This is a genomic window from Clostridioides sp. LIBA-6822 (assembly GCF_056688955.1).
In genome coordinates this window covers 3,301,421-3,326,996 of sequence record NZ_CP196995.1, presented here as the reverse complement: position 1 = coordinate 3,326,996, position 25,576 = coordinate 3,301,421, and the positions used below count along the sequence as shown (strand labels likewise).

Genomic DNA, 25,576 nt, shown 5'->3' with positions numbered 1-25,576 from the left:
GATATGAAAGTGAACAAAAAAATATTATCATTAGGTCTAGCAATATCATTAATCTTGGTAAACTTCAAAAGTGTAAATGCATCATCAGTAGTAGAAAAAATATATGGTAAAGATAGATATGAAACAGCAGCAAAGATAGCTGATAGACAAACTTATGAAACAGTAATTTTAGTAAATACAGAAAAATCACTTGCAGATGGATTGAGTGCAAGTGGATTGTCAGGTGCCACAAAAGCACCAATATTATTTACACAAAAAAATAAGATACCAACAGAGACGAATAGATGTTTAAAAAATATCAAAAAAGCATACATAATAGGTACAGAAGATACTATAAGTAAATCAGTAGAAAAAGAACTAGATTCTAAAAATATAGAAGTCAAGAGAATTGGTGGAGAAGACAGATTAAAAACAAGTTATTTAGTAGCTAAAGAAATATCAACTATAAAAAAAGTGGACAAAGTTCTATTAACTAATGCATATAGTGGAGAAGCTGATGCAATGAGTGTATCATCAGTAGCAACTAGAGATGGAGTTCCAATAATACTTACAGATGGAAAGAGTGTACCTTTTGATGTAAAAGATGTTCTATCATATTGTATAGGCTCAGAAGAGATAATGAGTAACTCTCTAGTTAAAAATACAAACTCAGTAAGAATAGAAGGAACTGACCGATTTGAAACTAATAAAAAGGTAATAGACTACTTTTTTAAAAGTACAGATGGGTTTTATGTGTCAGATGGCTATCAGTTAGTAGATGCTATAGCAGCTGCACCACTTACTAAAGACTATCCAATAGTATTAGTAAATGATGGTAGTGATAAGAATATATTAGAAGGAGCTAAACATATAACTTCTATAGGTGAATTGAGTAATAAAGTGATACAACAATGTGTAAGTGCATCGGAATCAAATGGACAACCTCCAACAATCACAGTAGGGACTACAGAGATATATAAAGGCGAAAAGTTTGATAGTGGGAAGTTGAATATAGTAGCTAAAGATAATACTGGGAAGGTATTGCCAATAAAAATTGATGGATTTATAGACACAAATAGAGTAGGTGCATATATATTGACATTAAAGGCTACAGATGAATGGGGAAAAAGCACAGAAAAAAGAGTAGAAATAAAAGTGCTAGATGATAAAACTCATGATTATAATAGCCCAGAATTTAAAACAATGGTGTCTAATGAAATGTATAACTTAATTAATTCCTATAGAAAAGAAAAAGGTAAAGAACCTTTAGTAGTGTCTAGTAAGCTAGAGAGTATGGCAAATGCATGGTCTAAGTATATGATGGATAAAAAAGTTTTTGCACATTATATAGATGGTAAAAATGCTCCACAAGTATTTTCTGATTTTGGAATGAGAAGTGAGGAAAATATAGCATATATTTATATCAACTCTAAAAATGTCCAAACTACTCAAGATGCAAAAGATTTAGCAAAGTCTATATTTGAAGTATGGAAGAAGTCTCCTGAGTACAATGCAAATATGCTTAGTAATGAGTTCTATAGTACTGGATTTGGGATTTATATATTATCTGATGGTCAGGTGCATGCTACTCAAGAGTTTTTAAATGGCAATTAAGTCGTTTTGTAAAAATTTCCATAAATCTTGTTTTTTTATTAATTTACTGATATCATAAAATGAAAATCACATCTAATGTACTTTTTATAATCTGCTTTGTTATCATCTTACAGATTATGGTATCTTAGATGTTTTTTATTTTAGTAATTTATAAATTTTGAGGGAATCACTACTGAGGATGTAATTTATGATTAGCTGAATTATATAAAAAATTAGTAGGAGGGGTTCGATGAAAGCAAATAAGAGAATATTATCAATAGGATTGGCAGTATCATTAATAATGGCAGGAGCACTAAACATTAATGCACTTTCAAGTATAGAAAAGATACAAGGGAAAGATAGATATGAAACAGCCGCAAAAATTGCGCAGAAGCAAACATATGAAAATGTGGTATTAGTAAACACAGACAATACTCTAGCAGATGGGCTTAGTGCAAGTGGATTAGCAGGGGCAGTTAAAGCACCTATATTATTATCACAAAAAAATAATATACCATCAGATACAGAAAGTATGCTAAAAGACGTAAAGAAGGTCTACATAATAGGAACTGAAGATTCAATAGGGAAGTCAGTTGAAAATAAGTTAAAGCAAAAAGGTATAGAAGTTAAAAGAATAGGTGGTAATGATAGAATAGAAACAAGTTATCTTATAGCAAAGGAAATAGCTTCAATAAAGACTATAGATAAGGTTTTTATAACTAATGGGTATAAAGGTGAAGCAGATGCAATGAGTGTATCATCAGTAGCATCAAGAGATGGTGCCCCTATAATTTTAACTGATGGGAAAAGTGTAGCATTTGAGAAAAAAGAAGGTGTACAATGTTATGCACTTGGTTCAGAAGAAATAATAAGTAATGACCTAGTTAAGAAAACCAACGCAGTTAGATTAGCAGGAGAAGATAGATTTGAAACTAATAAAAAAGTTATAAAACATTTTTATAGTTCAGCAAAAGAGTTCTATCTTTCTAAAGGATTCCAATTAGTGGATGCAGTTGCTGGTTCTTCTATAGCTAAAAATGCACCAATTGTATTAGTTGATGGAAGTAGTGATAAGTCTGTACTTAGAAGCGCTGATAAAATCATAGTACTAGGAGGCATAGATGAGAAAACACTACAACAATGTTTAAGTGCATCATCATTGGATGCAAGTGCACCAACAATAACAGTTGGGAATTTAAATGTATATCAAGGAGATAAGTTTGATATAAGTAAGTTAAATATAGTTGCAAGGGATAATAAGGGAAATGAATTAAAACCAGAACTTATAGGAGAAGTTAATACTGATAAGGTTGGTAAATATAAAGTGACTATAAAGACTACTGATATTGGTGGAAAAACTACATCAATAAATGTAGAGGTAAATGTACTTGAATATAAGACTAATGACATGAATAGTACTGATTTTAAAATGATGGTTTCTAGTGAAATGTACAATTTGGTAAATTCTTATAGAAAAGAAAAAGGGAAAGAGCCATTACAAGTATCTAAAAATTTACAAGGAATGGCAAATTATTGGTCTAAGTATATGGCTGATAAAGGAGAATTCGCACATGTAATAAATGGTAAAAATGCTGCAGAATTATTTTCTAATGGAATGAGAAGTGAAGAAAATATAGCTTTTGTTCCACTTACTACAAAGAGTACTTATACAACAAAAGATGCTAGAGAAGTGGCAAATGTAATATTTACAGTTTGGAAAAAGTCTGATAAATATAACGAAAACATGTTAAATAGCAGCTTTGCGTACACTGGATTTGGATTATATATATTACCAGATGGACAAGTGTATGCTACTCAAGAATTTCTAAATAAATAAAATTAAATTTATTAGTTTGTTACATCTTGAAGTTTTGGGTATAAAAACTCATATATTTGGATAAAATAATAATTTAAAAAAATAGCTTGCAAAAAGAATAAAAATGGATTATTATAGAGATGTGAGAAATATTAGGAATATATGGATGATTATTCTATGTACATAATAAAGAGATGTAATTTAATATAATGTTGGGAGGAATTTAAGAAATGAATAAGAAAAATATAGCAATAGCTATGTCAGGTTTAACAGTTTTAGCTTCGGCTGCACCTGTTTTTGCTGCAACTGTAGAGCCTGCAGATTATACTGTAGTACAAGGGAAGTATGAAAAAGCAGTTAAAGAGTTACAAGATGGATTAGATAAGAAAATAATAAGCAATGTTGCTGTTAGTTTTGAAGGGAAGCCAGTATCTTCAAATGTTACTGATTCAAAAACATTATTTAATCTTGTAGATGCTAAATTAGATGGATTAGGTGATGGAGATTATGTAGATTTCACAATTACTTATAATGCTGATAAGCAAAGTGTAACAGTAGACGATTTAAAAGCAATGCAAAAATCTATTGAAAATAAAGTGATAGTAAACGCTGCAACAACTGTTAAGGCAGGAGCAGTTATTGAAGGTTCTACAGTTGACAAATTTAATGTTTCAGCAGGAAAAAACCTTAAAGGTTCTGATTTGTTTGATTTTGCGATCACAGGGGCAGAGGGTGCAGAAAAACTTGTAGTTACATTAAATGCAACTGCAGCAGATAAATATAAAATTGGTATAGCTAATGGAACAGATAAGTTTGCATCTGCAACTGCTTTCACTCTTGCTACTTGTGAACTTGATGTATCTACTACAGCTAAAGCAAAAATAGATATGGATGCATCATTTAAAACTAATACAAGTTCTGGAGCGATCTCTATATTTACACCAGTTACACCAGATGCAGATAAAAATGAAGTTCTTAGAGTTATAAATGCTAAAGAAGAATCAATCGATATAGATGCAAGTTCAAGTAAAACTGCTCAAGATTTAGCTAAAAAGTATGTGTTTAATCAAAAAGATTTAAATGAACTTTATGAAGATTTAGATACAAACGGAACTAATGCAAATTCTGTAAGTACTGTTAGTGGAAAATATCAAGTAGTTCTTTATCCAGAAGGTAAAAGATTAGAAACTAAATCTGCAAGTGGAGACAATACAAATGCTCCAGCAAAATTAGTAATAAAAGCTGACAAAATCAAAGATTTAACAGATTATATAAAAGATTTGAAGAACTATAATAATGGTTATTCAAATAATGTAGTTGTAGCTGGAGATGACAGAATAGAAACTGCAGTGGAATTAAGTTCTAAATATTATAATTCAAATGATGATAATGCCTTATTTAAAGATGCAGTTGACAATGTTGTTTTAGTAGGTTCTCAAGCAATAGTAGATGGTCTTGTTGCTTCACCTTTAGCATCAGAGAAAAAAGCTCCATTATTATTAACTTCAAAAGATAAATTAGATTCAGCAACTAAATCAGAAATAAAGAGAGTTATGGATTTAAAAACTACAACTGGTGTAAATACTTCTAAAAAGGTATACTTAGCTGGTGGTGTAAACTCTATATCTAAAGATGTAGAAAATGAATTAAAAGATATGGGCCTTAAAGTTACAAGATTAGCTGGAGATGATAGATATGCAACTTCTCTAGAAATAGCAGATGAAATAGGCTTAGATAATGATAAAGCATTTGTAGTAGGAGGAACAGGACTTGCTGATGCTATGAGTATAGCTCCAGTTGCTTCTCAGTTAAGAAATTCTAGTGGTGATTTAGATACAGAAGGTCAAGCTACTCCAATTGTTGTTGTTGATGGAAAAGCAAAGACTTTAAGTGCTGAAGCAGAAGATTTCTTAGATGATGCAAAGGTTGATATAATAGGTGGAGTAAATAGTGTTTCTAAAGAAGTAATGGAAGCAATAGATGATGCAACTGGCAATTCACCAGATAGAATAAGTGGAGATGACAGACAAGAAACTAATGCTGAAGTTATGAAAGAAGAAGATTACTTCAAACAAGGCAACGTAGAAAATTACTTTGTAGCTAAAGATGGTTCTACTAAGGAAGATCAATTAGTTGATGCATTAGCAGCAGCATCAATAGCTGGTAATTTTGGAGTAACACTTGATTCAAATGGTAATCCAATAAACGGAAGTGCTACTGTTGTATCTCCAGCTCCAATAATATTAGCTACTGATAGTTTATCATCTGATCAGCATGTAGGTATAAGTAAGAGTGCAGCTAAAGATACTAAAAATTTAGTTCAAGTTGGTCAAGGAATAGCTAATTCAGTTATAACAAAAGTAAAAGATTTATTAGATATGTAATATAAGTTTTAGTAAAACTTTAAATATAAAAAGACTTCTCATATTGAGGAGTCTTTTTTACTATAAAAATAAATACAAAATAAAATAGAGGCTATAGTTAGCCTCTATTTTATGTGAGAAATACCTAAATAAAAAGATGCTTAATTTATTTAAGTAAAATCATTATACTATAAATTAAAATAATTGTCTACTATTATGGATTTTTAATGTATAATAGTAATTGGACAATAGAAAAGGAGGTACTTATATGTCAGTTATAGATGCAATACTTGACAAAGCAGATGAACAAGAAATAAAGAAATTAAATGTTATAGTAGATAAAATAGATGCTCTAGAAGACAGTATGAAAAACTCATCAGATGAAGAATTAAAAAATATGACAGAGTTATTTAAAAATAGACTTAAAAATGGAGAAACTTTGGATGATATACTTCCAGAAGCATTTGCTGTGGTTAGAGAAGTATCAAGAAGAAAACTTGGAATGCGTCAATATAGAGTACAGTTAATTGGTGGTATAGTAATACATCAAGGAAAGATAGCAGAGATGAGAACTGGTGAAGGTAAAACTTTAGTTGAAGTAGCACCAGTGTACTTAAATGCTCTTACAGGCAAAGGGGTACATGTAATCACAGTAAATGATTATCTAGCAGAACGTGATAAGGAGCTTATGCGACCAGTTTACGAATCTCTTGGTATGACAGTAGGAGTAATTATAGCTAACCAAGACCCAAATATAAGAAAACAACAATATAAATGTGATATAACTTATGGTACAAATAGTGAATTTGGGTTTGACTATTTAAGAGATAATATGGTACCAGATTTATCTTATAAGGTACAAAGAGAACTAAACTTTGCCATAGTAGATGAGGTAGACTCAATATTAATAGACGAGGCTAGAACTCCACTTATAATTGCTGGAGATGGAGATGAAGATTTAAATCTTTATGAGCTAGCAAATAACTTTATAAAAACTGTCAAAGAAGAAGATTTTGAGATGGATAGAAAAGATAAAACTATAGCATTAACAGCAAATGGTATAAGTAAGGCAGAGTCGTTTTTTGGTATAAAGAATATTACTGATATAAAGAATATAGAATTATATCATCATATAAATCAAGCTTTAAGAGGTCATAAGCTTATGGAAAAAGATGTTGACTATGTTATTTCAAATGGAGAAGTAATGATAGTTGACGAATTTACAGGAAGAGTAATGGATGGAAGAAGATTTACAGATGGACTTCACCAAGCTATAGAAGCTAAAGAAGGTGTTGAAATAAAAAATGAATCTAAAACCATGGCTACAGTTACTTATCAAAACTTCTTTAGACTATATGGCAAACTTTCTGGTATGACTGGTACTGCAAAGACAGAAGAAGGGGAATTCGAGTCAATTTATAAATTAAATGTTGTTCAAATTCCAACTAACAAACCAGTTATTAGAGCTGATTTACATGACAAAGTATTTAAAACAGAAGAAGAAAAATACGATGCTGTTGTAGAAGAAATAATAAGTATACATAAGACTAGACAACCAATACTTGTTGGTACAGTTTCTGTTGAAAAGTCTGAGAAGTTATCTAAAATGCTTAAAAAACAAGGTATAAAACACCAAGTCTTAAACGCAAAACAACATGATAGAGAGGCAGAAATAATCTCTAAAGCTGGTAAATTGGATGCTATAACTATTGCCACAAACATGGCAGGTAGAGGAACTGATATTTCTTTAGGAGCAGGAGATAAAGAAGAAGAACAAGAAGTTAAAAACTTAGGAGGTCTTTACGTTATAGGAACAGAAAGACATGAATCAAGAAGAATTGATAACCAGCTTAGAGGTCGTTCTGGTCGTCAAGGAGACCCAGGTACATCAAGATTTTTTGTAAGTCTTGAAGATGATGTAATAAAACTTTATGGTGGAAAAACTATAGAGAAATTAATGAAGAGAACAAGTTCAAATGAAAATATGGCTATTGAAAGCAAAGCACTTACAAGAGCTATAGAAAGAGCACAAAAAGGTGTAGAAGGTAAAAACTTTGAAATAAGAAAAAATGTCCTTAAATATGATGATACTATAAATGAACAAAGAAAAGTTATATACAATGAAAGAAATAAAGTTCTAAATGATGAGGATATTCAAGAAGATATTCAAAAAATGGTTAAGGATATTATACAAGAAGCAGGAGAAACTTATTTAGTTGGAAGAAAAAGAGATTATTATGGATATTTTAAACATTTATACAGTACATTTATGCCAGCAGATACATTATTAATTCCTGGAGTAGATAAAAAAAGTGTCCAAGAAATAGTTGATAGCACTTATGAAATTTCAAAAAGAGTTTATGACTTGAAAAAGATGATGGTTGGTATTGAAAAGGTTGCAGAGTTGGAAAAGACAGTACTTTTAAAAGTAGTTGACCAATACTGGATAGACCATATAGATGCTATGGAACAATTGAGACAGTATGTAGGTCTAAAAACTTATGCTCAAAAAGATCCGTTTAAGGAATATTCTTTAGAAGGATACGATATGTTTGAAGAACTAAATAAAAATATAAGGGAAACAACAATACAATACCTATATAAATTTAATTAAAAATGATAATTTAGATTACCTCCATTAAAAATAGGTAAAATACGTATTTTGATTTATATATGATAAGATTATAATTAAATTAATAAATTCATATAAATGAAAAAGAAGCTGAAAATCAGCTTCTTTTTCTGTGTGAGAAATACGGAAAAAAGAGATGCTTGAAATTTCTTTCTTCCATTTAATATTATACTATAAAGAAGATGAAAAGTCTATTAGTTATAAACTGGATTATAAAAATAAATTACAATTTTGTTACTTTTTTGTATACATAAATGTTTAAAAAATAAAGTATAAAAAAGAATTTCATACTAAATGGTTAATTATTACAATATAGCCTATTTATTGAAATAATATCAAATATATATTATAATTGGTAAATAAGGAAAAAATGATGAAAAATTGAATTTTTTAGGGGGAAAATACTATGAATAGAAAAAATCTTTCTATAGTTATGGCAGCTGCAATGATAAGTACATCAGTAGCTCCAATTTTTGCTGCAGAAACTACACAGGTAAAAAAAGAAACAATAACTAAAAAAGAAGCTACAGAATTAGTTTCAAAAGTTAGAGATTTAATGTCTCAAAAGTATACTGGAGGTTCTCAAGTTGGACAACCAATATATGAAATAAAAGTTGGTGAGACTTCATCACAGTTAAAAATAATAACTAATATAGATGAATTAGAAAAATTAGTAAATGCTTTGGGACAAAATAAAGAACTTCTTGTAACTATAACAGATAAAGGGCATACAACAAACAGTGCTAATGAAGTAGTTGCAGAAGCAATTGAAAAATATGAAAACTCAGCAGACCTTTCAGCTGAAGCTAATTCTATAACAGAAAAAGCTAAAGCTGAAAATACTGGAATTTATAAAGTTGCAGACGTAAAAGCTTCATATGATAGTGCTAAAGATAAATTAGTCATAACTTTAAGAGATAAAGAAGAAACAATAACTTCTAAAACTATAGAAATAGGCATTGGTGATGAAAAGATTGATTTAACAGCAAATCCAGTTGACTCAACTGGAACAAATTTAGACCTATCTGTAGAAGGATTTAAAGTAAATAAAATAAATAAGTTAGGTTTAGCAGGAACTAAAGACATAGCTGATGTTAAATTAGCTGAAATAACTATAAAAAATAGTGACCTAAATACAGTTTCACCACAAGATTTATATGATGGATATAGATTAACTGTTAAAGGTAATATGGTAGTAAATGGCACATCAAAATCAATTAGTGATATTTCAGCAAAAGATTCAGAAACAGGAAAATATAAATTTACTGTTAAGTATACTGATGCATCTGGAAAAGCTATAGAGCTTACTGTAGAAAGTACTAATGAGAAGGATTTAAAAGATGCTAAGGCTGCATTAGAAGGAAATTCAAAAGTTAAATTGATAGCTGGAGATGATAGATATTCAACTGCTGTAGCTATAGCAAAACAAACAAAATATACTGATAATGTAGTTATAGTTAATTCAAATAAACTAGTTGATGGATTAGCAGCTACACCACTAGCTCAATCTAAAAAGGCGCCTATATTATTAGCATCTGACAATGAAATACCAAAAGTAACTTTAGACTATATAAAAGATATAATTAAGAAAAGTCCATCAGCTAAAATATATATAGTTGGAGGAGAATCAGCAGTATCAAATACAGCTAAAAAGCAATTAGAATCAGTAACTAAAAATGTTGAAAGACTAGCTGGAGATGATAGACATACAACTTCTGTAGCAGTAGCAAAAGATATGGGTTCTTTTAAAGATGCATTTGTAGTAGGTGCGAAAGGTGAAGCTGATGCTATGAGTATAGCTGCTAAAGCTGCTGAACTTAAGGCTCCTATAATAGTAAATGGCTGGAATGATCTCTCAGCAGAAGCTATCAAATTGATGGATGGAAAAGAGATTGGTATAGTTGGTGGTTCTAACAATGTATCTAGCCAAATTGAAAATCAACTTATTGATATTGATAAAGATAGAAAGGTTCAAAGAGTTGAAGGAGAAACAAGACACGATACTAATGCCAAAGTCATAGAAACATATTATGATAAATTAGATAAGCTATATATAGCAAAAGATGGATATGGAAATAATGGTATGCTAGTAGATGCATTAGCAGCAGGACCTTTAGCAGCAGGGAAAGGTCCAATACTTCTAGCTAAAAATGACATAACAGATTCACAGAAAAGTGCTCTTGATAAAAAATTAAATCTTGGTGCAGAAATAACTCAAATAGGTAATGGGGTTGAATTGACAGTAATACAAAAGATAGCTAAAATACTAGGTTGGTAATAATCTATACTGTGGAGAAGATTCCTTAATATATAGGAATCTTTTTCTACAGTTTAGTTATTTATTGTAGATTATAACATTTTATGAAATAGGAGGATACAGTAGTGGTAGATGCAACTTTATTTTTTACACCACATCAAGATGATGAAACTTTAAGTATGGGTAGTGCTATAATTGAGCATGTTGAAAAAAGTGATACACACGTAATTTTGTGTACAGATGGTAGTAAATCAATAATAAGAAAAGTTCTAGATGATGGAGGTACATGTTCCTATCATATTAAAGATGTGCATAAGTATTCTCTATCAGAAAGTGAATTTTCAAAAAATAGAGATGAAGAATTCAAAGATAGTTGTGAAGCAATGGGTGTAAAAGAAAGCAATATACATATAGAAGATAATAGAGCTCATGATGGTGAGCTAAATAAAGAAAAAGCAAGAGAAATAATTCTTAAGTATCTAAAAGAATATCCAAATGCTAAAGTAAAAACAGTGACTCCATTTAAAGCTAGTGGAATACATGAAGACCATAGAGCATTAGGTGAAGCAGCTTTAGAATTATATGAAGAAGGTAAAATAAAAGACTTAAGATTTTATGTAGAACCATATGACTACATTGATTTTAAAAAAGTTAATCCAAATGTAGAAGTATGGGAGGTATTACCTAGCCAAGAAGAGAAGTTATTAAGTGCAATGAATTCATATAAGAAATGGAATCCAGAAAGTGGACATTATGCTATAGGGTACCATTCAGTAAAATCTCACTTTGATGAACTAGCTACAAGTAAAATACAGTATGTACATGCTCCATAAAATATTATTAAAGAATTAGGAGGTAAGAATTAATGAAAATATCAAAAAAGATAGTGTCATTATTAACTATAACATTTTTATCTATTACATTATATGGAAATACGTCTAATGCGTCAACCAAGGATACACTAACAGGTTCTGGTAGATGGGAAACTGCTATAAAAATAAGTCAAGCTGGATGGGCAAAATCTGATAATGCTGTATTAGTAAATGATAATTCAATAGCAGATGCTTTATCAGCTACTCCATTTGCAAAAGCAAAAAATGCACCAATACTATTAACTCAAAGTAATAAACTGGATAGTAGAACAAAAACAGAATTAAAAAGACTTGGTGTAAAAAATGTATATTTGATAGGTGGTTCAATTGCAATAGGTTCAAATGTTGAAAAGCAATTAGATGCAGATAATATAAACTTTGAAAGAATATCTGGTAATAGTAGATATGAAACTTCTTTAAAATTAGCTGAAAAATTAGATAAGGAAAATTCTATATCTAAAATAGTTGTGGTAAATGGAGAAAAAGGACTTGCTGATGCTGTAAGTATTGGAGCTATAGCAGCTCAAGAAAATATGCCAATAATACTTTCCGATTCGAATGGTGGGACTGAAGTAGCAGATAATTTTATAGATAGTAAAGATATCGAAAAGTCATATGTAATAGGTGGAACATATTCTATTTCTAATTCTGTAGAAAGAAATCTACCAAATGCTGCAAGAATAGCAGGAGAGAGTAGAAGTGAGACAAATGCAAAGATTATAGAAGAATTCTATAAAGATACTGATATAAAAAATATTTATGTTACAAAAGATGGTACAAAGAATAAGAATGATTTAATAGATTCTTTGGCAGTAGGAGTATTAGCTGCAAAAAATGATTCTCCAATACTTCTAGCAGGCAATAAATTAGATACTAATCAAAAAGATATATTAAATACTAAAGTTATAGATAAAGTTACTCAAATTGGTGGTTTAGGAAATGAAAATGTTGTAGAAGATATACTAGATATACAAGAAGAGACTAAGTATACTGTTGAAACTATTGATGAACTTAATGTTGCTATAAAAAAAGCAGATGCAAATGATGTTATAAAATTTAAACCAGAAAAAGATACAGGGATAAATAGTTCATTTAAAATAGAAACTGATAAAGCTATAAAGGTTGAGTTTGATGGAGTATACAAACAATCAATAACTATAAATATGCCTAATGGCGATATTAGTAATTTAGGAGAAATAAATGGTACTATAGAGATAAGAGATATAAAAAATAATAAAATCATAAATGAAGGTAGTATACAAGATTTAGATATCTATACTAAAAATGGTTGTAAAATAGAAAATGAGAGTTCTGGTGAAATTTGGCTTATAACTATATTGCCAAATGCTAAGAATATATATATTGTAAATGAGGGTGAAATAACTAAAATATCTAATAATGCTTCTGATGTTATAATAAAAAATTCTGGTAAGATAGATACAGTAACTGGGAGCAAGGAACCTGCAATAAGTGGAACAAAGCCAAAAACTAATGATACTACTATTGATGACAAACTAGCAAGAGGTATTTCTGTAAAAACAGAGCCTTTATATGTGAAAGAAAAAGGTTATGTATTGGTCAAAATTTCAAGTAAACCTCGCAATTCTGATCATGAAATTTATTATAGAGTTGTTAATGATAAACCATCAGCTATGTATGTAGGGGATAAAATTAATCCTAGGTATTGGGAGGAGGTTTCTTCATATAATGATGGATTTATTGAAAAGGCTAAAAATGGGTCATATATAGAAGTTGTTGAAATAAATACTTCAACTAATAAAGTTACTAGATGGGGAAGATCAAATGTAACTGATGATGGATTTTAAAGTGTAAATGAAATTTTAAAAGTAGATTACTATTTATAGTAGTCTACTTTTTACTTTCTAAAAATTATCATCTTACTAAATAAATAATTTAAAACTATAACAACTATATTAGTAAAAACCTTCACTATAACATCATTTACAAAAAGTAAATCAATCATTATATACATAATAACCATTTCTATAATCCCAGAAATCAACCTAAAACTAACAAAAGACAAAAACTCCTTAAATAAGAACCTTAACTCAACTCTTCTACTTTCAAACACGAAAAACTTATTAGTAACATAAGCAAATAAAACAGCAAGAATCCATGCCAAAGCATTTGCAACCATAAAATTAAATGAAATAACTCTAGTAAAAAATAAATAAGAAACTATATTCACAAGGGTAGTAAATGCTCCAAAAAATAAATATAATATTGTCTCTTTATGTTTTTTAAAAATCAAATATAACCCTCCCAAACTAATCAAATATAACTATTCTTGAAGATTCTAACATACTTTAGTATAACATATCCATTAATTAATAAATCAACACATTATAAAATATCATAAAAAATAAAATTATAACATTATACAATTAATATGCACTTATAATCCATATTTTATCAAAATAAAATATGACCTCGATTTAGAAATCTGATATAATAAAAATTAAATACATACAAGGGGGTAAATATGAGAAAGTACAAATCAAAAAAATTGTCAAAGCTACTGGCATTGTTGACAGTTTGCTTTTTAATAGTGTCAACAGTACCTGTATCAGCAGAAAACAATAAAACACTAGATGGAGTAGAAACTGCAGAATACTCTGAAAGCTATCTTCAATATCTAGAAGATGTCAAAAATGGCGACACAGCAAAATATAATGGAGTAATACCAGTTCCACATGAAATGGAAGGTACAATACTTCAAAATAAGGGAAGAAGCACTCTTCCATCATCATACAAAGCAAGTGCATCATACAATCCAATAAACCTAGGATTGACTACACCAGCAAAAAATCAGGGAAATCTTAATACATGCTGGGCATTTTCTAGTATGTCAACTTTAGAATCATACTTAAAATTAAAAGGTTATGGAACTTATGACCTTTCAGAAGAACACTTTAGATGGTGGTCAACTGGAGGAACGTATGGATGGAATTTAGACGATATGTCAGGTAGCTCAAATGTAACAGCTATAGGGTATTTGACTGCATGGGCAGGGCCTAAATTAGAAAAAGATATACCATATAATCTTAAATCTGAAGAACAAGGTGCAACTAGACCTTCAAATATGGATACTGCACCAACACAATTTAATGTAACAGATGTTATTCGTCTTAGTAAAGATAAAGAAACTGTAAAAAATGCTATAATGCAATACGGTTCTGTTACATCAGGATATGCACATTATACAAATTACTTTAATGATGATGAAACAGCATATAACTGTACAAATAAGAGAGCACCTTTAAATCATGCTGTAGCTATAGTAGGATGGGATGATAATTATTCAAAAGATAACTTTGCTTCTGATGCTAAGCCAGAATCAAATGGAGCCTGGTTAGTAAAAAGTAGTTGGGGAGAATTCAACTCTATGAAAGGATTCTTCTGGATTTCTTATGAAGACAAAACTCTTTTAACAGATACAGATAACTATTCAATGAAATCAGTATCAAAACCAGATAGTGACAAAAAAATGTACCAACTTGAATATGCTGGTCTTAGTAAGATAATGTCAAATAAAGTAACAGCAGCAAATGTATTTGATTTCAGCAGAGACTCTGAAAAACTTGACTCAGTTATGTTTGAAACAGACTCTGTAGGAGCAAAATATGAAGTATATTATGCACCAGTAGTAAATGGAGTTCCTCAAAACAACTCAATGACAAAACTTGCAAATGGAACAGTATCATACTCTGGATACATAAATGTGCCTACTAACTCTTATAACCTTCCAAAAGGGAAAGGAGCAATAGTAGTAGTTATAGACAACACAGCAAATCCTAATAGAGAAAAATCAACTTTAGCATATGAAACTAACATAGATGGATACTATCTATATGAAGCTAAAGCAAACTTAGGTGAAAGTTACATACTTCAAAACAATAAATTTGAAGATATAAATACATATAGTGAATTTTCTCCTTGTAACTTTGTTATAAAAGCTATAACAAAAACATCTTCTGGACAAGCTACTTCAGGGGAATCTTTAACTGGAGCAGATAGATATGAAACAGCAGTTAAAGTTAGTCAAAAAGGATGGACTTCTTCACAAAATGCAGTATTAGTAAATGGAAATGCAATAGTGGATGCTTTAACAGCTACACCATTTACAGCAGCAATCGATTCTCCAATCCTTTTAACAGGAAAAGATAACTTAGATTCAAAGACTAAATCAGAATTACAAAGATTAGGAACTAAAAAAGTTTATTTAATAGGTGGAGAGAATTCTTTAAGTAAGAATGTACAAACTCAACTTAGCAATATGGGTATATCAGTAGAAAGAATTTCAGGTAGTGATAGATACAAGACTAGTATATCTCTAGCTCAAAAACTAAACAGTATAAAATCTGTTTCACAAGTTGCAGTGGCAAATGGTGTTAATGGACTTGCAGATGCAATAAGTGTTGGCGCAGCAGCAGCTGACAACAATATGCCAATAATACTTACTAATGAAAAGAGTGAGTTACAAGGTGCTGATGAGTTTTTAAATTCATCAAAAATAACTAAGTCTTATATAATTGGTGGCACAGCTACTTTATCATCAAACTTAGAAAGCAAGCTTTCAAATCCAACAAGACTTGCAGGAAGTAATAGAAATGAAACTAATGCTAAGATAATAGATAAATTCTATACTAATTCAGATTTAAAATATGCTTTTGTTGTTAAAGATGGTTCAAAAAGTCAAGGTGACTTAATAGATGGACTAGCAGTAGGAGCATTAGGTGCTAAAACTGATTCGCCAGTAGTTCTAGTTGGAAATAAATTAGATGAAAGTCAAAAAAATGTTCTTAAATCTAAGGAAATAGAAACTCCTATTAGAGTTGGTGGAAATGGAAATGAAAGTGCTTTTAATGAATTAAATAGTCTTTTAGGAAAATAATAAATATAAAGATAGTAAAGCTATACATTTTATTATTAGAAAATATTTAATATAAGTTTATAGATATAAAGTAACAAAATGGAGTGTCTCAAAATGAACTTTTTAGTTCATGAGGCACTCTTTTTATATGAAATAAAATATATTTTTAGCATTTCAACAATTGGGGTGCAGTACAATCTCTATTTTGAGATAGCTCTTTTTTTATTGGGTGAGGAAAAATGTAATAAATTTAAACTGTAAAATAGTGTAAAGATATTTTATAATATAAATATAGTAAGATTTTAAACAAAATAAGGGGGTAATGATAATGAAAGCACCAAAAACTATTTTAACAATATTAACAATAGCGCTTACTTTAAGTAGCATTTCTATAACTTCATCATATGCACTTACAGAGGAAAAAATAATAGGTAATGGAAGATATGAAACTGCTGTAAAGATAAGTCAAAAGGCGTATAGCTCTAGTACTAATGTAGTACTGGTTAATGATAAGTCATTAGCAGATGCTCTTTCAGCCACATCATTTGCAAAAGTTAAAGGAGCACCAATACTTTTAACAGAAAGTAATAAATTGGATGATAGAACTAAATCAGAGATAAAACGCCTAGGAGCTAAAGATATTTATTTGATAGGTGGCACTGTTGTTTTAAGTAACGATATAGAAAATCAATTGAAAAGTGAAGGATTTAATGTAGAAAGAATTAGTGGTAATGATAGATATGAAACTTCATTGATTTTGGCTAATAAATTGAAAGATATAAAAGATGTTAAGGAAGTGGCTGTCGTAAATGGAGAAAAAGGTCTAAGTGATGCTGTTAGTGTTGGAGCACCATCTGCTCAAAATAATATGCCTATAATATTATCTAGTCCAAAAGATGGAGTAGAACCATTTGAAAAATTTATAAAAGATGAGAAAGTTATTAAGGCATATGTAATAGGAGGTACAAATTCTGTTTCAAGAGCAGTAGAAAAGAGTCTTCCTAATGCAGAAAGGTTGAGTGGAAAAGATAGAAATGAAACTAATGCCAAAGTTGTAGAAAAGTTTTATACTGATACAAGTTTAAATAATCTATATGTTACCAAGGATGGAAGTAAAAATGAAAACCAGCTTATAGACTCATTAGCAGTTGGAGTATTAGCAGCTAGAAATGAGTCACCAGTTGTTTTAGTTGGAGATAAACTAAATACAAAGCAGAGAGATGTGCTTAGTACGAAAAAATTAAGTACTGTAACACAAGTTGGTGGAAATGGAAATGAAGAAGCTTTTGATGAGATTAAGAGCCTACAAGATAAGACTGTGTTTGAGGCGAAAACTGTTGAAGAATTAACTGACATGATAAATATTGCAAGTCCTAATGATATTATAAACTTTAATCCAAAAGAGGATACTGTTAATGAGGCTTTTAGAATGGTGACAAATAAGCCAATAACTATTAACATAAAAGGCGATTGCTCAAAAACTGTTACAGTAGATATGCCTAATGGTGAAGTAAATAACTATGCTACTTTAGTAAATGTTATAGTTAGAAATATTGGAGAAGGTGGATTTAATAATCATGATACAATAACTATATTGTCAGTTCGTGACAAAAATGGTAGAGTTATAGAAAATACTAGAAATTCAGATATAGAAACAATGATGATATTGGCATCTGCTAATGATACAAAATTAATTAATGATGGTTATATAGGAAAGCTTATAGACAACTCATCTAATAGTGACATCACTAATCATGGAACTATAGATAAAAAAGTAAATCAGGTTGAGGATTTAGAGGCTAAGGTTGATTCAATAGAAAAAACTATAGATTCTATAAGCCAGAAAATTAATAAGATACAAGATATATTAGATAAACTTGGATTTCTAAAGAAGTTTCTTAATTAAAAAGATGTGTATTTAAGAAAGCTATATTTTAGACTTATATCTGAAGATATATAGTTAGATAGATTCATAGCTAAATCTAAATATACAGTTAAATCTTGGGGGAGGTAATATGGAAAGTGGATTTGAAGGTAAATTAGATACAAAAATTATGAAAAACAGAGTTAAATCAATAGATATAATAAGAGGGCTATCAATAGCCCTCATGATAGTTTGTAATAATCCTGGAACTTGGATGAGAATGTATCCTCAACTAAGACATGCTATATGGCATGGTGTAACACTTGCAGATTTTGCATTTCCTTTCTTTGTTATATCTTTAGGTGTTACAATTCCAATATCAATAAATAGTAAACTAAAAAACAATAAGTCTACACTAAGTATAATACTCAGTATATTTAAGAGAAGTATTTTACTTATACTATTTGGGTTTTTCCTAAATTACCTAGGAAATCATGACTTAAGTACTGTAAGAATACTTGGAGTACTTCAACGTATGGGACTAGTTTATTTTGTAACTAGTTTAGTATACTTACTACTAAAAAAATTAAATGTAGGAAGCACTATGACTATAATTATATTTATATGTATATCTGCATTTATAATAATAGGTTATTATGTAGTGGCAAAACCATATGGATTCGAGTTAGAAGGTTCTCTTGCACAATTAGTGGATTTCCATTTTTTTAAAGGACATTTATATAAACCAGAATTTGAACCAGATGGATTTCTAACTAGTATAGTAGCAATTTCTTCAGGAATGTTGGGTTGTACTATGGGATGTGTACTTTTAAAAGAAAACATAGGAGAATACAAAAAATTCTTTAAAATATTAGTTATGAGTATTCTTTTACTAATATGTGCTTTTATATTTAATCAATATTTTCCATTTAATAAAAGATTATGGTCTAGCTCATTTGTACTTTTAATGGCTGGAAGTTATGGTATATTACTGGCAATATTTTATTTTATATGTGACATCAAAAATAAAAGTAAAATATTCACACCAGTAATAGCACTTGGGAGTAGCCCTATTTTTACATATATGTGCCTTGAGATATTAAGCCATGTTTTTTGGAATCTTCCAAAACTTACAGATAAAGTCGATTATCCAACTACTTTGGTAGAGTGGGTTACATATGAACTTATAACACCTTGGGCAGGTACAACTTGGGATTCCCTTGTATTTTCTTTATTGTATGTCTTATTCTGGGTTATAGTAATGTCTATTATGTATAAGAAAAAAATATTTATTAAAATTTAGTGTGATATTTTTTTAGACAAGAATTCCTTTGTTTTGTTTAAATATACAGAAAGTATCGGATATAACCCAAATTTCCTCTAGATAAAATTTAAAAATCATGCCATAAAAGATTACAAAAAGATTACAATTTGTAATCTTTTGTGCTATAATGAAAAAAGATTTACATAATATTGAATTTATGTAATATAAAACAAATTTAAGACGAATTAAAAAAGATTTAAAGGTCTAAAAAATCTAGGGGGGATATAATGAAAAAGAGTACAAAATTATTGGCAACAGGAATGTTGTCTGTAGCAATGGTGGCACCAAACGTGGCTTTAGCGGCGGAAAATACTACTGCAAATACAGAATCTAATTCAGATATTAATATAAATTTACAAAGAAAAAGTGTAGTGTTAGGAAGTAAATCGAATGCAAGTGTGAAATTTAAAGAAAAATTAAATGCTGATTCAATAACATTAAACTTTATGTGTTATGATATGCCACTTGAAGCTACTTTAAATTACAATGAAAAGACAGATACATATGAAGGTGTAATAAACTATAATAAAGACCCAGAATACTTAAATGTATGGGAACTTCAAAGCATAAAAGTAAATGGTAAAGATGAACAAAAAGTCTTAAACAAAGAAGACTTAGAATCTATGGGATTAAATCTTAAAGATTATGATGTTACACAAGAATTTATAATAAGTGATGCAAATTCAACAAAAGCAGTAAATGAATATATGAGAAAAACTTCTGCACCAGTAAAAAAACTTGCAGGAGCTACTAGATTTGAAACTGCTGTTGAGATAAGTAAACAAGGTTGGAAAGATGGAGCTAAGAAGGTTGTAATAGTTAATGGAGAACTAGCAGCAGACGGAATAACAGCTACTCCACTTGCTTCTACTTATGATGCACCAATATTACTTGCAAATAAAGATGATATACCAGAAAGCACAAAGGCAGAATTAAAACGTCTAAATCCAAGTGATGTAATAATCATCGGTGATGATGGTTCAGTTTCACAAAAGGCAGTATCTCAAATTAAATCTGCTGTAGATGTGAATGTAACTCGTATTGGTGGTGTTGATAGACACGAAACATCTTTACTTATAGCAAAAGAAATAGACAAGTACCATGATGTTAATAAAATATATATAGCAAATGGTTATGCTGGTGAATACGATGCTCTTAATATCTCACCAAAAGCAGGTGAAGACCAACAACCTATAATATTATCTAATAAAGATTCCGTACCACAAGGTACATATGATTGGTTATCTTCACAAGGTTTAGAAGAAGCTTATTACATAGGTGGTAGCCAAAGTTTATCATCAAAACTTATAGACCAAATATCTAAAATAGCAAAAAATGGAGCTTCAAAAAATAGAGTTTCTGGTGCAGATAGACATGAAACAAATGCAAATGTAATTAAGACTTTCTATCCAGACCAAGAGTTGAGTGCAATGTTAGTTGCAAAATCTGACATAATAGTTGACTCAATAACAGCAGGGCCTTTGGCAGCTAAATTAAAAGCTCCAATACTTATAACTCCAAAAACTTATGTTTCTGCATATCATACTACAAACTTATCAGAAAAAACAGCAGGAACAGTATACCAAATTGGTGATGGAATGAAGGATAGTGTTATAAGCTCTATAGCATCTAGCTTATCAAAGCATAATGCACCTACAGAACCAGAAAATCCAGGAGATGCTGCAGGAAAAACTGTAGTGATAGACCCAGGTCATGGGGGTTCTGATTCAGGAGCAACAAGTGGATTAAATGGTGGTGCACAAGAAAAGAAATATACTCTTAATACAGCATTAGCAACTACTGAATATTTACGTTCAAAAGGTGTAAATGTTGTTATGACTAGAGATACAGATAAAACAATGGCTTTAGGAGAAAGAACAGCATTATCAAATACTATAAAACCAGATTTATTTACAAGTATACATTACAATGCATCTAATGGAGCTGGTAATGGTGTAGAAATCTATTATAAAGTAAAAGATAAAAATGGTGGAAAAACTAAGACTGCTGCATCAAATATATTAAAAAGAATATTAGAAAAATTTGACATGAAAAATAGAGGAATCAAGACAAAAACACTTGCAAATGGAAATGATTACCTATATGTTTTAAGAACTAATAATTATCCAGCAATACTTGTTGAATGTGCATTTATAGACAATAAGAGCGATATGGATAAGTTAAATACAGCTGAAAAAGTAAAAACAATGGGAACTCAAATTGGTATAGGAATAGAAGAATCTGTAAAATAAAACAAAAAATATTAAAGCAAAATATATCATCTCCTGTTATAATGTAAAATATAGCAAGGGATGATATATTTTTGTAAAGAATCAAATTGTTTACAATGACGTTTATTGTATTGATAATCTGCTCATTATTGAGTATAATATAGAAATAAGTCAAAAATAAGATAGAAATAAGTTGAAATTAAGAATTAAAAAAATTTTTATTCCAATATGGAGGTAACTATGTCTGGATATACTAATGATGAATGTGAAATACCTAAAGTTAAAAGCTATCCAGGGGCAGATAAAGAAATTGCAAGTGAGATTGACTATAGCATAGTAAAAGGAACAGTTTTATTCGACTTGTACCAAAGAATTATGGATTTAGTTTTATCTATAATAGGACTTGTGATAGGTTTACCTTTAATAGCAATATTTGGAATTCTTATTAAAATAGAGGACAAAGGACCAATAACTTATAAGCAAGAAAGACTAGGAAAATGCGGGAGAAGATTCTATATATATAAATTAAGATCTATGAGAACAGACGCAGAAAAATTTGGCGCACAATGGGCTGAAAAAGATGATCCTAGAATAACTAAGGTTGGAAAGTTTATTAGGAAAACTAGAATTGATGAGATTCCACAGCTGTTTAATATATTAAAGGGGGATATGGGCTTAATAGGCCCTAGACCAGAGAGACCAAACTTTACTGTTCAATTTAATGAGGAAATACCTGGATTTATCAACAGGCTTGCTATAAAACCTGGACTTACAGGTTGGGCACAAGTAAATGGTGGATACGAAATCACTCCTGAAGAAAAACTTAAAGAAGATATTTACTATATAAAAAATAGGAGTATATTACTTGACTTTAAGATACTCTTTAAAACTGTTAAAGTAGTATTGACAGGAGATGGAGCTAGATAATTTTAAAATATTAGATTACTAATCAATGAAAAAGCTCTTTAAAAAGAGCTTTTTTATTGTCAAAAAATACAAAAAAAGAAAAGGAATGAGAACTTATGATTAAAAAAATTTCTACTATATTATCGTTAGTTTTATTAATCTCTATTTCTAGTACGATAGGAGTATTTGCAGATGCAAATCCTAAAGAAGAGTTGATAGAAGGCAGTATACCAGAGATTTCTACAGAGTTAAATAAAAGAGTATTTAAGAGTTCTAAGGAAGTAATTCTTGTAAATGAAGATTCAATTGTAGATAGTATAAGTGCAACACCTTTAGCCTATGTAAAAAATGCCCCAATAGTTGTAACTAAGAATAAAAATCTTGGGAGAGTAACAAGAAATTATCTAAAAGAACTGGGTACAGAGAAAGTTACAATAATAGGTGGTTTAAAAGCAGTATCTAAAGATGCTGAGCGTACTATAGAAAGAATGGGAATGAAAGTTGAAAGAATAAGAGGAAAAGACAGATATGATACATCCTTAAAGATAGCGAGAGAAATGTATAGAACAGTAGGATTCGATAAAGCATTTTTACTTAGCTCAACTGTAGGATTAGAGAATGCCATATCTGTATATTCTTATGCCGCTAAAAATGGAATGCCAATAATATGGGCTAAAGATGAAGGTTTTGAAGAACAAATTGATTTCCTAAAAGGTAAAGACCTTGAAACAATATATGCATTAGGTGATTCAAAAGAGTTTATTGCAGAAGTTGATTCTAGCTTAAAGAATATAGAAGGTATAAAGCAAATAAATAAATCAAGTACGAATATCGATTTAATAAAGAAGTTTTATAATGAAAAGGATATAAAGAAAATATATACTGCTAGTTTAGACTTTGGTAGTAGGTCTGATGTAAATGAATATATTTCTTTGGGAGTAGTATCAGCTAAAGAAAATATGCCAATACTGATTTGTAGTGATAATTTAAGTAGTACACAAGATAAATTCTTAAAAAGTAACAATATAAATGAGGTAGTTGAAGTTGGATATGCAGTAGGGGATTATAATCTATTAAAGAGTATATTTAATCTAACATCCTTATCTTGTATAATATTAATACTATTATTGTTATTGATTACATTTAGGGCACTTAGATATGATTCAATATAGTCTTTAATTTATAAGGAAGCTTTTCATAGGTTAGATTTATTTAATCAGAATAATGTTTATAAGCAGTTTTAAAAGTTCTACTTTTAGAGTTTAAATAGATAAGGAGAAAGAAAATGTCAAAAACAGCTAAAGCAGCATTGTGGATTATGGCAGCCACTATGTTTTCAAAAGTATTAGGTTTCCTTAGAGAACTTGTACTTGCAAATTTCTATGGGACAGGTATGTATGCAGACGTATTTGTATTAACATTAAATATACCTGGTTTAATCATAGCAGTCATAGGCTCTGCAATTGCTACAACTTATATACCTATGTACTTTGAGACAAAGAAAAGACTCGGAGATGAAGGTGCCTTAAAATTTACTAATAATGTTTTAAATATATGCTATATAATGGCTATAATAATAGCTATTCTTGGGCTTTTATTTACAGAGCAATTTGTTACAGTATTTGCAGCTGGATTTAGAAATGACCCTGCTAAATTCCAAGCAGCAATATTATTTACTAAAATAATGATTTCAGGAGTTTTGTTCCTGAGTGGAAGTAAAATATTTAGTTCATTTTTACAGGTGAATGATAGTTTTGTAATTCCTGGACTTATAGGAATTCCATATAACATTATAATAATAGCAGCAATAGCACTAAGTGCAGGAAAAAATGTATGGATACTACCAGCAGGAGCACTACTTGCTATGGCGAGTCAACTATTATTTCAGTTGCCATTTGCATTTAAGAAGTCCTATAAGTATAAGCCTTATATAAATTTAAAGGATGAGTCTATAAAAGAATTAGTTAACCTAGTATTGCCTATGTTAATAGGAGTAGCTGTTGGACAGTTAAATATATTTGTTGACAGGTTATTGGCAACGACTTTGGGGGATGGAAAGTTGTCTGCTCTTAACTATGCAAATAGACTAAATGAGTTTGTTATGGCGTTATTTGTTACATCTATAATAACTGTTATATATCCTAAACTAGCAAAAATGTCAGGTAAAGATAATAAAGAAGGATTTATAAGTACTATTGTAAAATCATCAAACTGTATTATATTGGTGGTGCTTCCTATATCTATAGGAGCTATCATATTAGCAGAACCTTTAGTTAGAATCTTATTCCAAAGGGGTAAATTCGACGCATTATCAACAGACCTTACATCTATAGCACTTAGATTGTATTCGCTAGGCTTATTAGCTTGTGGAGTAAGAGATGTTTTATATAGAGCATTTTACTCTCTTGCAGATACAAAGACACCAATGATAAATGGAAGTATAGCTTTGATAATAAACATAGTTCTTAATTTAATACTGATAAGACCACTGGGCCATGCAGGTATTGCTATATCAACTAGTACATCTAATATAATTACAGTTATATTACTATTTATATCTCTTAAAAAGAAGAATGGATATTTTGGAGGAGATAAAATTATAAAGACTGGTATAAAAAGTTTGGTAGCATCGGGCGTAATGGCAGTAGTTACCTTATTGATATATAATAATCTATATGCATTTATGGGTGCAGGAACAATCAAAGAAATTATATCAGTTGGAGTTGGAGTATTAGGTGGAGCTTCTGTATATACGATATTAATAGTTTTATTTAAGGTAGAAGAGATGGATTTAGCTTTTGAATTTTTAAGAAAAGGAAAACAAAAACTACTTAAGAGATAGATA

The 25,576-nt window shown here is 29.8% G+C and carries 15 protein-coding genes; 14 read left to right on the top strand and 1 reads right to left on the bottom strand.

The features are described 5' to 3' along the window. The first annotated feature begins 3 nt into the window (after positions 1-3). From ACTG48_RS15920 to ACTG48_RS15890, 7 genes are all read left to right on the top strand, one after another. On the top strand, positions 4-1,593 hold the full coding sequence (locus tag ACTG48_RS15920; protein WP_479917349.1) for a cell wall-binding repeat-containing protein: 1,590 nt from the start codon (positions 4-6) through the stop codon (positions 1,591-1,593). Between the two features lie 229 nt (positions 1,594-1,822). Beyond that, complete coding sequence (locus ACTG48_RS15915; protein ID WP_479917348.1) at positions 1,823-3,409, top strand: cell wall-binding repeat-containing protein; 1,587 nt, start codon at positions 1,823-1,825, stop codon at positions 3,407-3,409. Positions 3,410-3,618: 209 nt separating this feature from the next. After that, a complete protein-coding gene (gene slpA / locus ACTG48_RS15910; protein ID WP_479917347.1) occupies positions 3,619-5,772 on the top strand; it encodes an S-layer protein SlpA in 2,154 nt (717 codons plus the stop codon). Between the two features lie 247 nt (positions 5,773-6,019). After that, entirely contained in the window at positions 6,020-8,365 is a 2,346-nt protein-coding gene (gene secA / locus ACTG48_RS15905; protein ID WP_479917346.1) for a preprotein translocase subunit SecA, read from the top strand. Between the two features lie 424 nt (positions 8,366-8,789). Further along, positions 8,790-10,661 carry a cell wall-binding repeat-containing protein gene (locus ACTG48_RS15900; protein ID WP_479917345.1) on the top strand — a complete coding sequence of 624 codons (1,872 nt, stop codon included), beginning with the start codon at positions 8,790-8,792 and terminating at the stop codon, positions 10,659-10,661. Between the two features lie 104 nt (positions 10,662-10,765). Continuing rightward, positions 10,766-11,473 carry a PIG-L family deacetylase gene (locus tag ACTG48_RS15895; RefSeq protein WP_479917344.1) on the top strand — a complete coding sequence of 236 codons (708 nt, stop codon included), beginning with the start codon at positions 10,766-10,768 and terminating at the stop codon, positions 11,471-11,473. 32 nt (positions 11,474-11,505) lie between these two features. Further along, positions 11,506-13,338 (top strand): cell wall-binding repeat-containing protein, encoded by a 1,833-nt coding sequence (locus ACTG48_RS15890; RefSeq protein WP_479917343.1) that lies wholly within the window; start codon positions 11,506-11,508, stop codon positions 13,336-13,338. A gap of 50 nt (positions 13,339-13,388) precedes the next feature. On the opposite strand, the gene ACTG48_RS15885 is transcribed toward ACTG48_RS15890, so the two are convergent. Then, complete coding sequence (locus ACTG48_RS15885) at positions 13,389-13,784, bottom strand: GtrA family protein (RefSeq protein WP_479917342.1); 396 nt, start codon at positions 13,782-13,784, stop codon at positions 13,389-13,391. 231 nt (positions 13,785-14,015) lie between these two features. On the opposite strand from ACTG48_RS15885, the gene ACTG48_RS15880 reads away from it, so the two are divergent. The 7 genes from ACTG48_RS15880 (at position 14,016) to murJ (ending at position 25,573) form a co-directional block, all read left to right on the top strand. Next, on the top strand, positions 14,016-16,427 hold the full coding sequence (locus ACTG48_RS15880; RefSeq protein ID WP_479917341.1) for a cell wall-binding cysteine protease Cwp84: 2,412 nt from the start codon (positions 14,016-14,018) through the stop codon (positions 16,425-16,427). 307 nt (positions 16,428-16,734) lie between these two features. Next, positions 16,735-18,312, top strand: coding sequence for a cell wall-binding repeat-containing protein (locus ACTG48_RS15875; RefSeq protein WP_479917340.1), 1,578 nt, complete (start codon positions 16,735-16,737; stop codon positions 18,310-18,312). 109 nt (positions 18,313-18,421) lie between these two features. Beyond that, positions 18,422-19,573, top strand: coding sequence for an acyltransferase family protein (locus ACTG48_RS15870; RefSeq protein ID WP_479917339.1), 1,152 nt, complete (start codon positions 18,422-18,424; stop codon positions 19,571-19,573). Positions 19,574-19,821: 248 nt separating this feature from the next. Then, a complete protein-coding gene (locus ACTG48_RS15865; RefSeq protein ID WP_479917338.1) occupies positions 19,822-21,846 on the top strand; it encodes an N-acetylmuramoyl-L-alanine amidase in 2,025 nt (674 codons plus the stop codon). 219 nt (positions 21,847-22,065) lie between these two features. Next, positions 22,066-22,752, top strand: a complete 687-nt coding sequence (locus tag ACTG48_RS15860) for a sugar transferase (RefSeq protein WP_021385677.1) — start codon at positions 22,066-22,068, stop codon at positions 22,750-22,752. Positions 22,753-22,847: 95 nt separating this feature from the next. Then, positions 22,848-23,903 carry a cell wall-binding repeat-containing protein gene (locus ACTG48_RS15855; protein ID WP_021385686.1) on the top strand — a complete coding sequence of 352 codons (1,056 nt, stop codon included), beginning with the start codon at positions 22,848-22,850 and terminating at the stop codon, positions 23,901-23,903. A 113-nt stretch (positions 23,904-24,016) separates the two neighbouring features. Continuing rightward, positions 24,017-25,573, top strand: coding sequence for a murein biosynthesis integral membrane protein MurJ (gene murJ / locus ACTG48_RS15850; protein WP_021385722.1), 1,557 nt, complete (start codon positions 24,017-24,019; stop codon positions 25,571-25,573). Positions 25,574-25,576 lie beyond the last annotated feature (3 nt).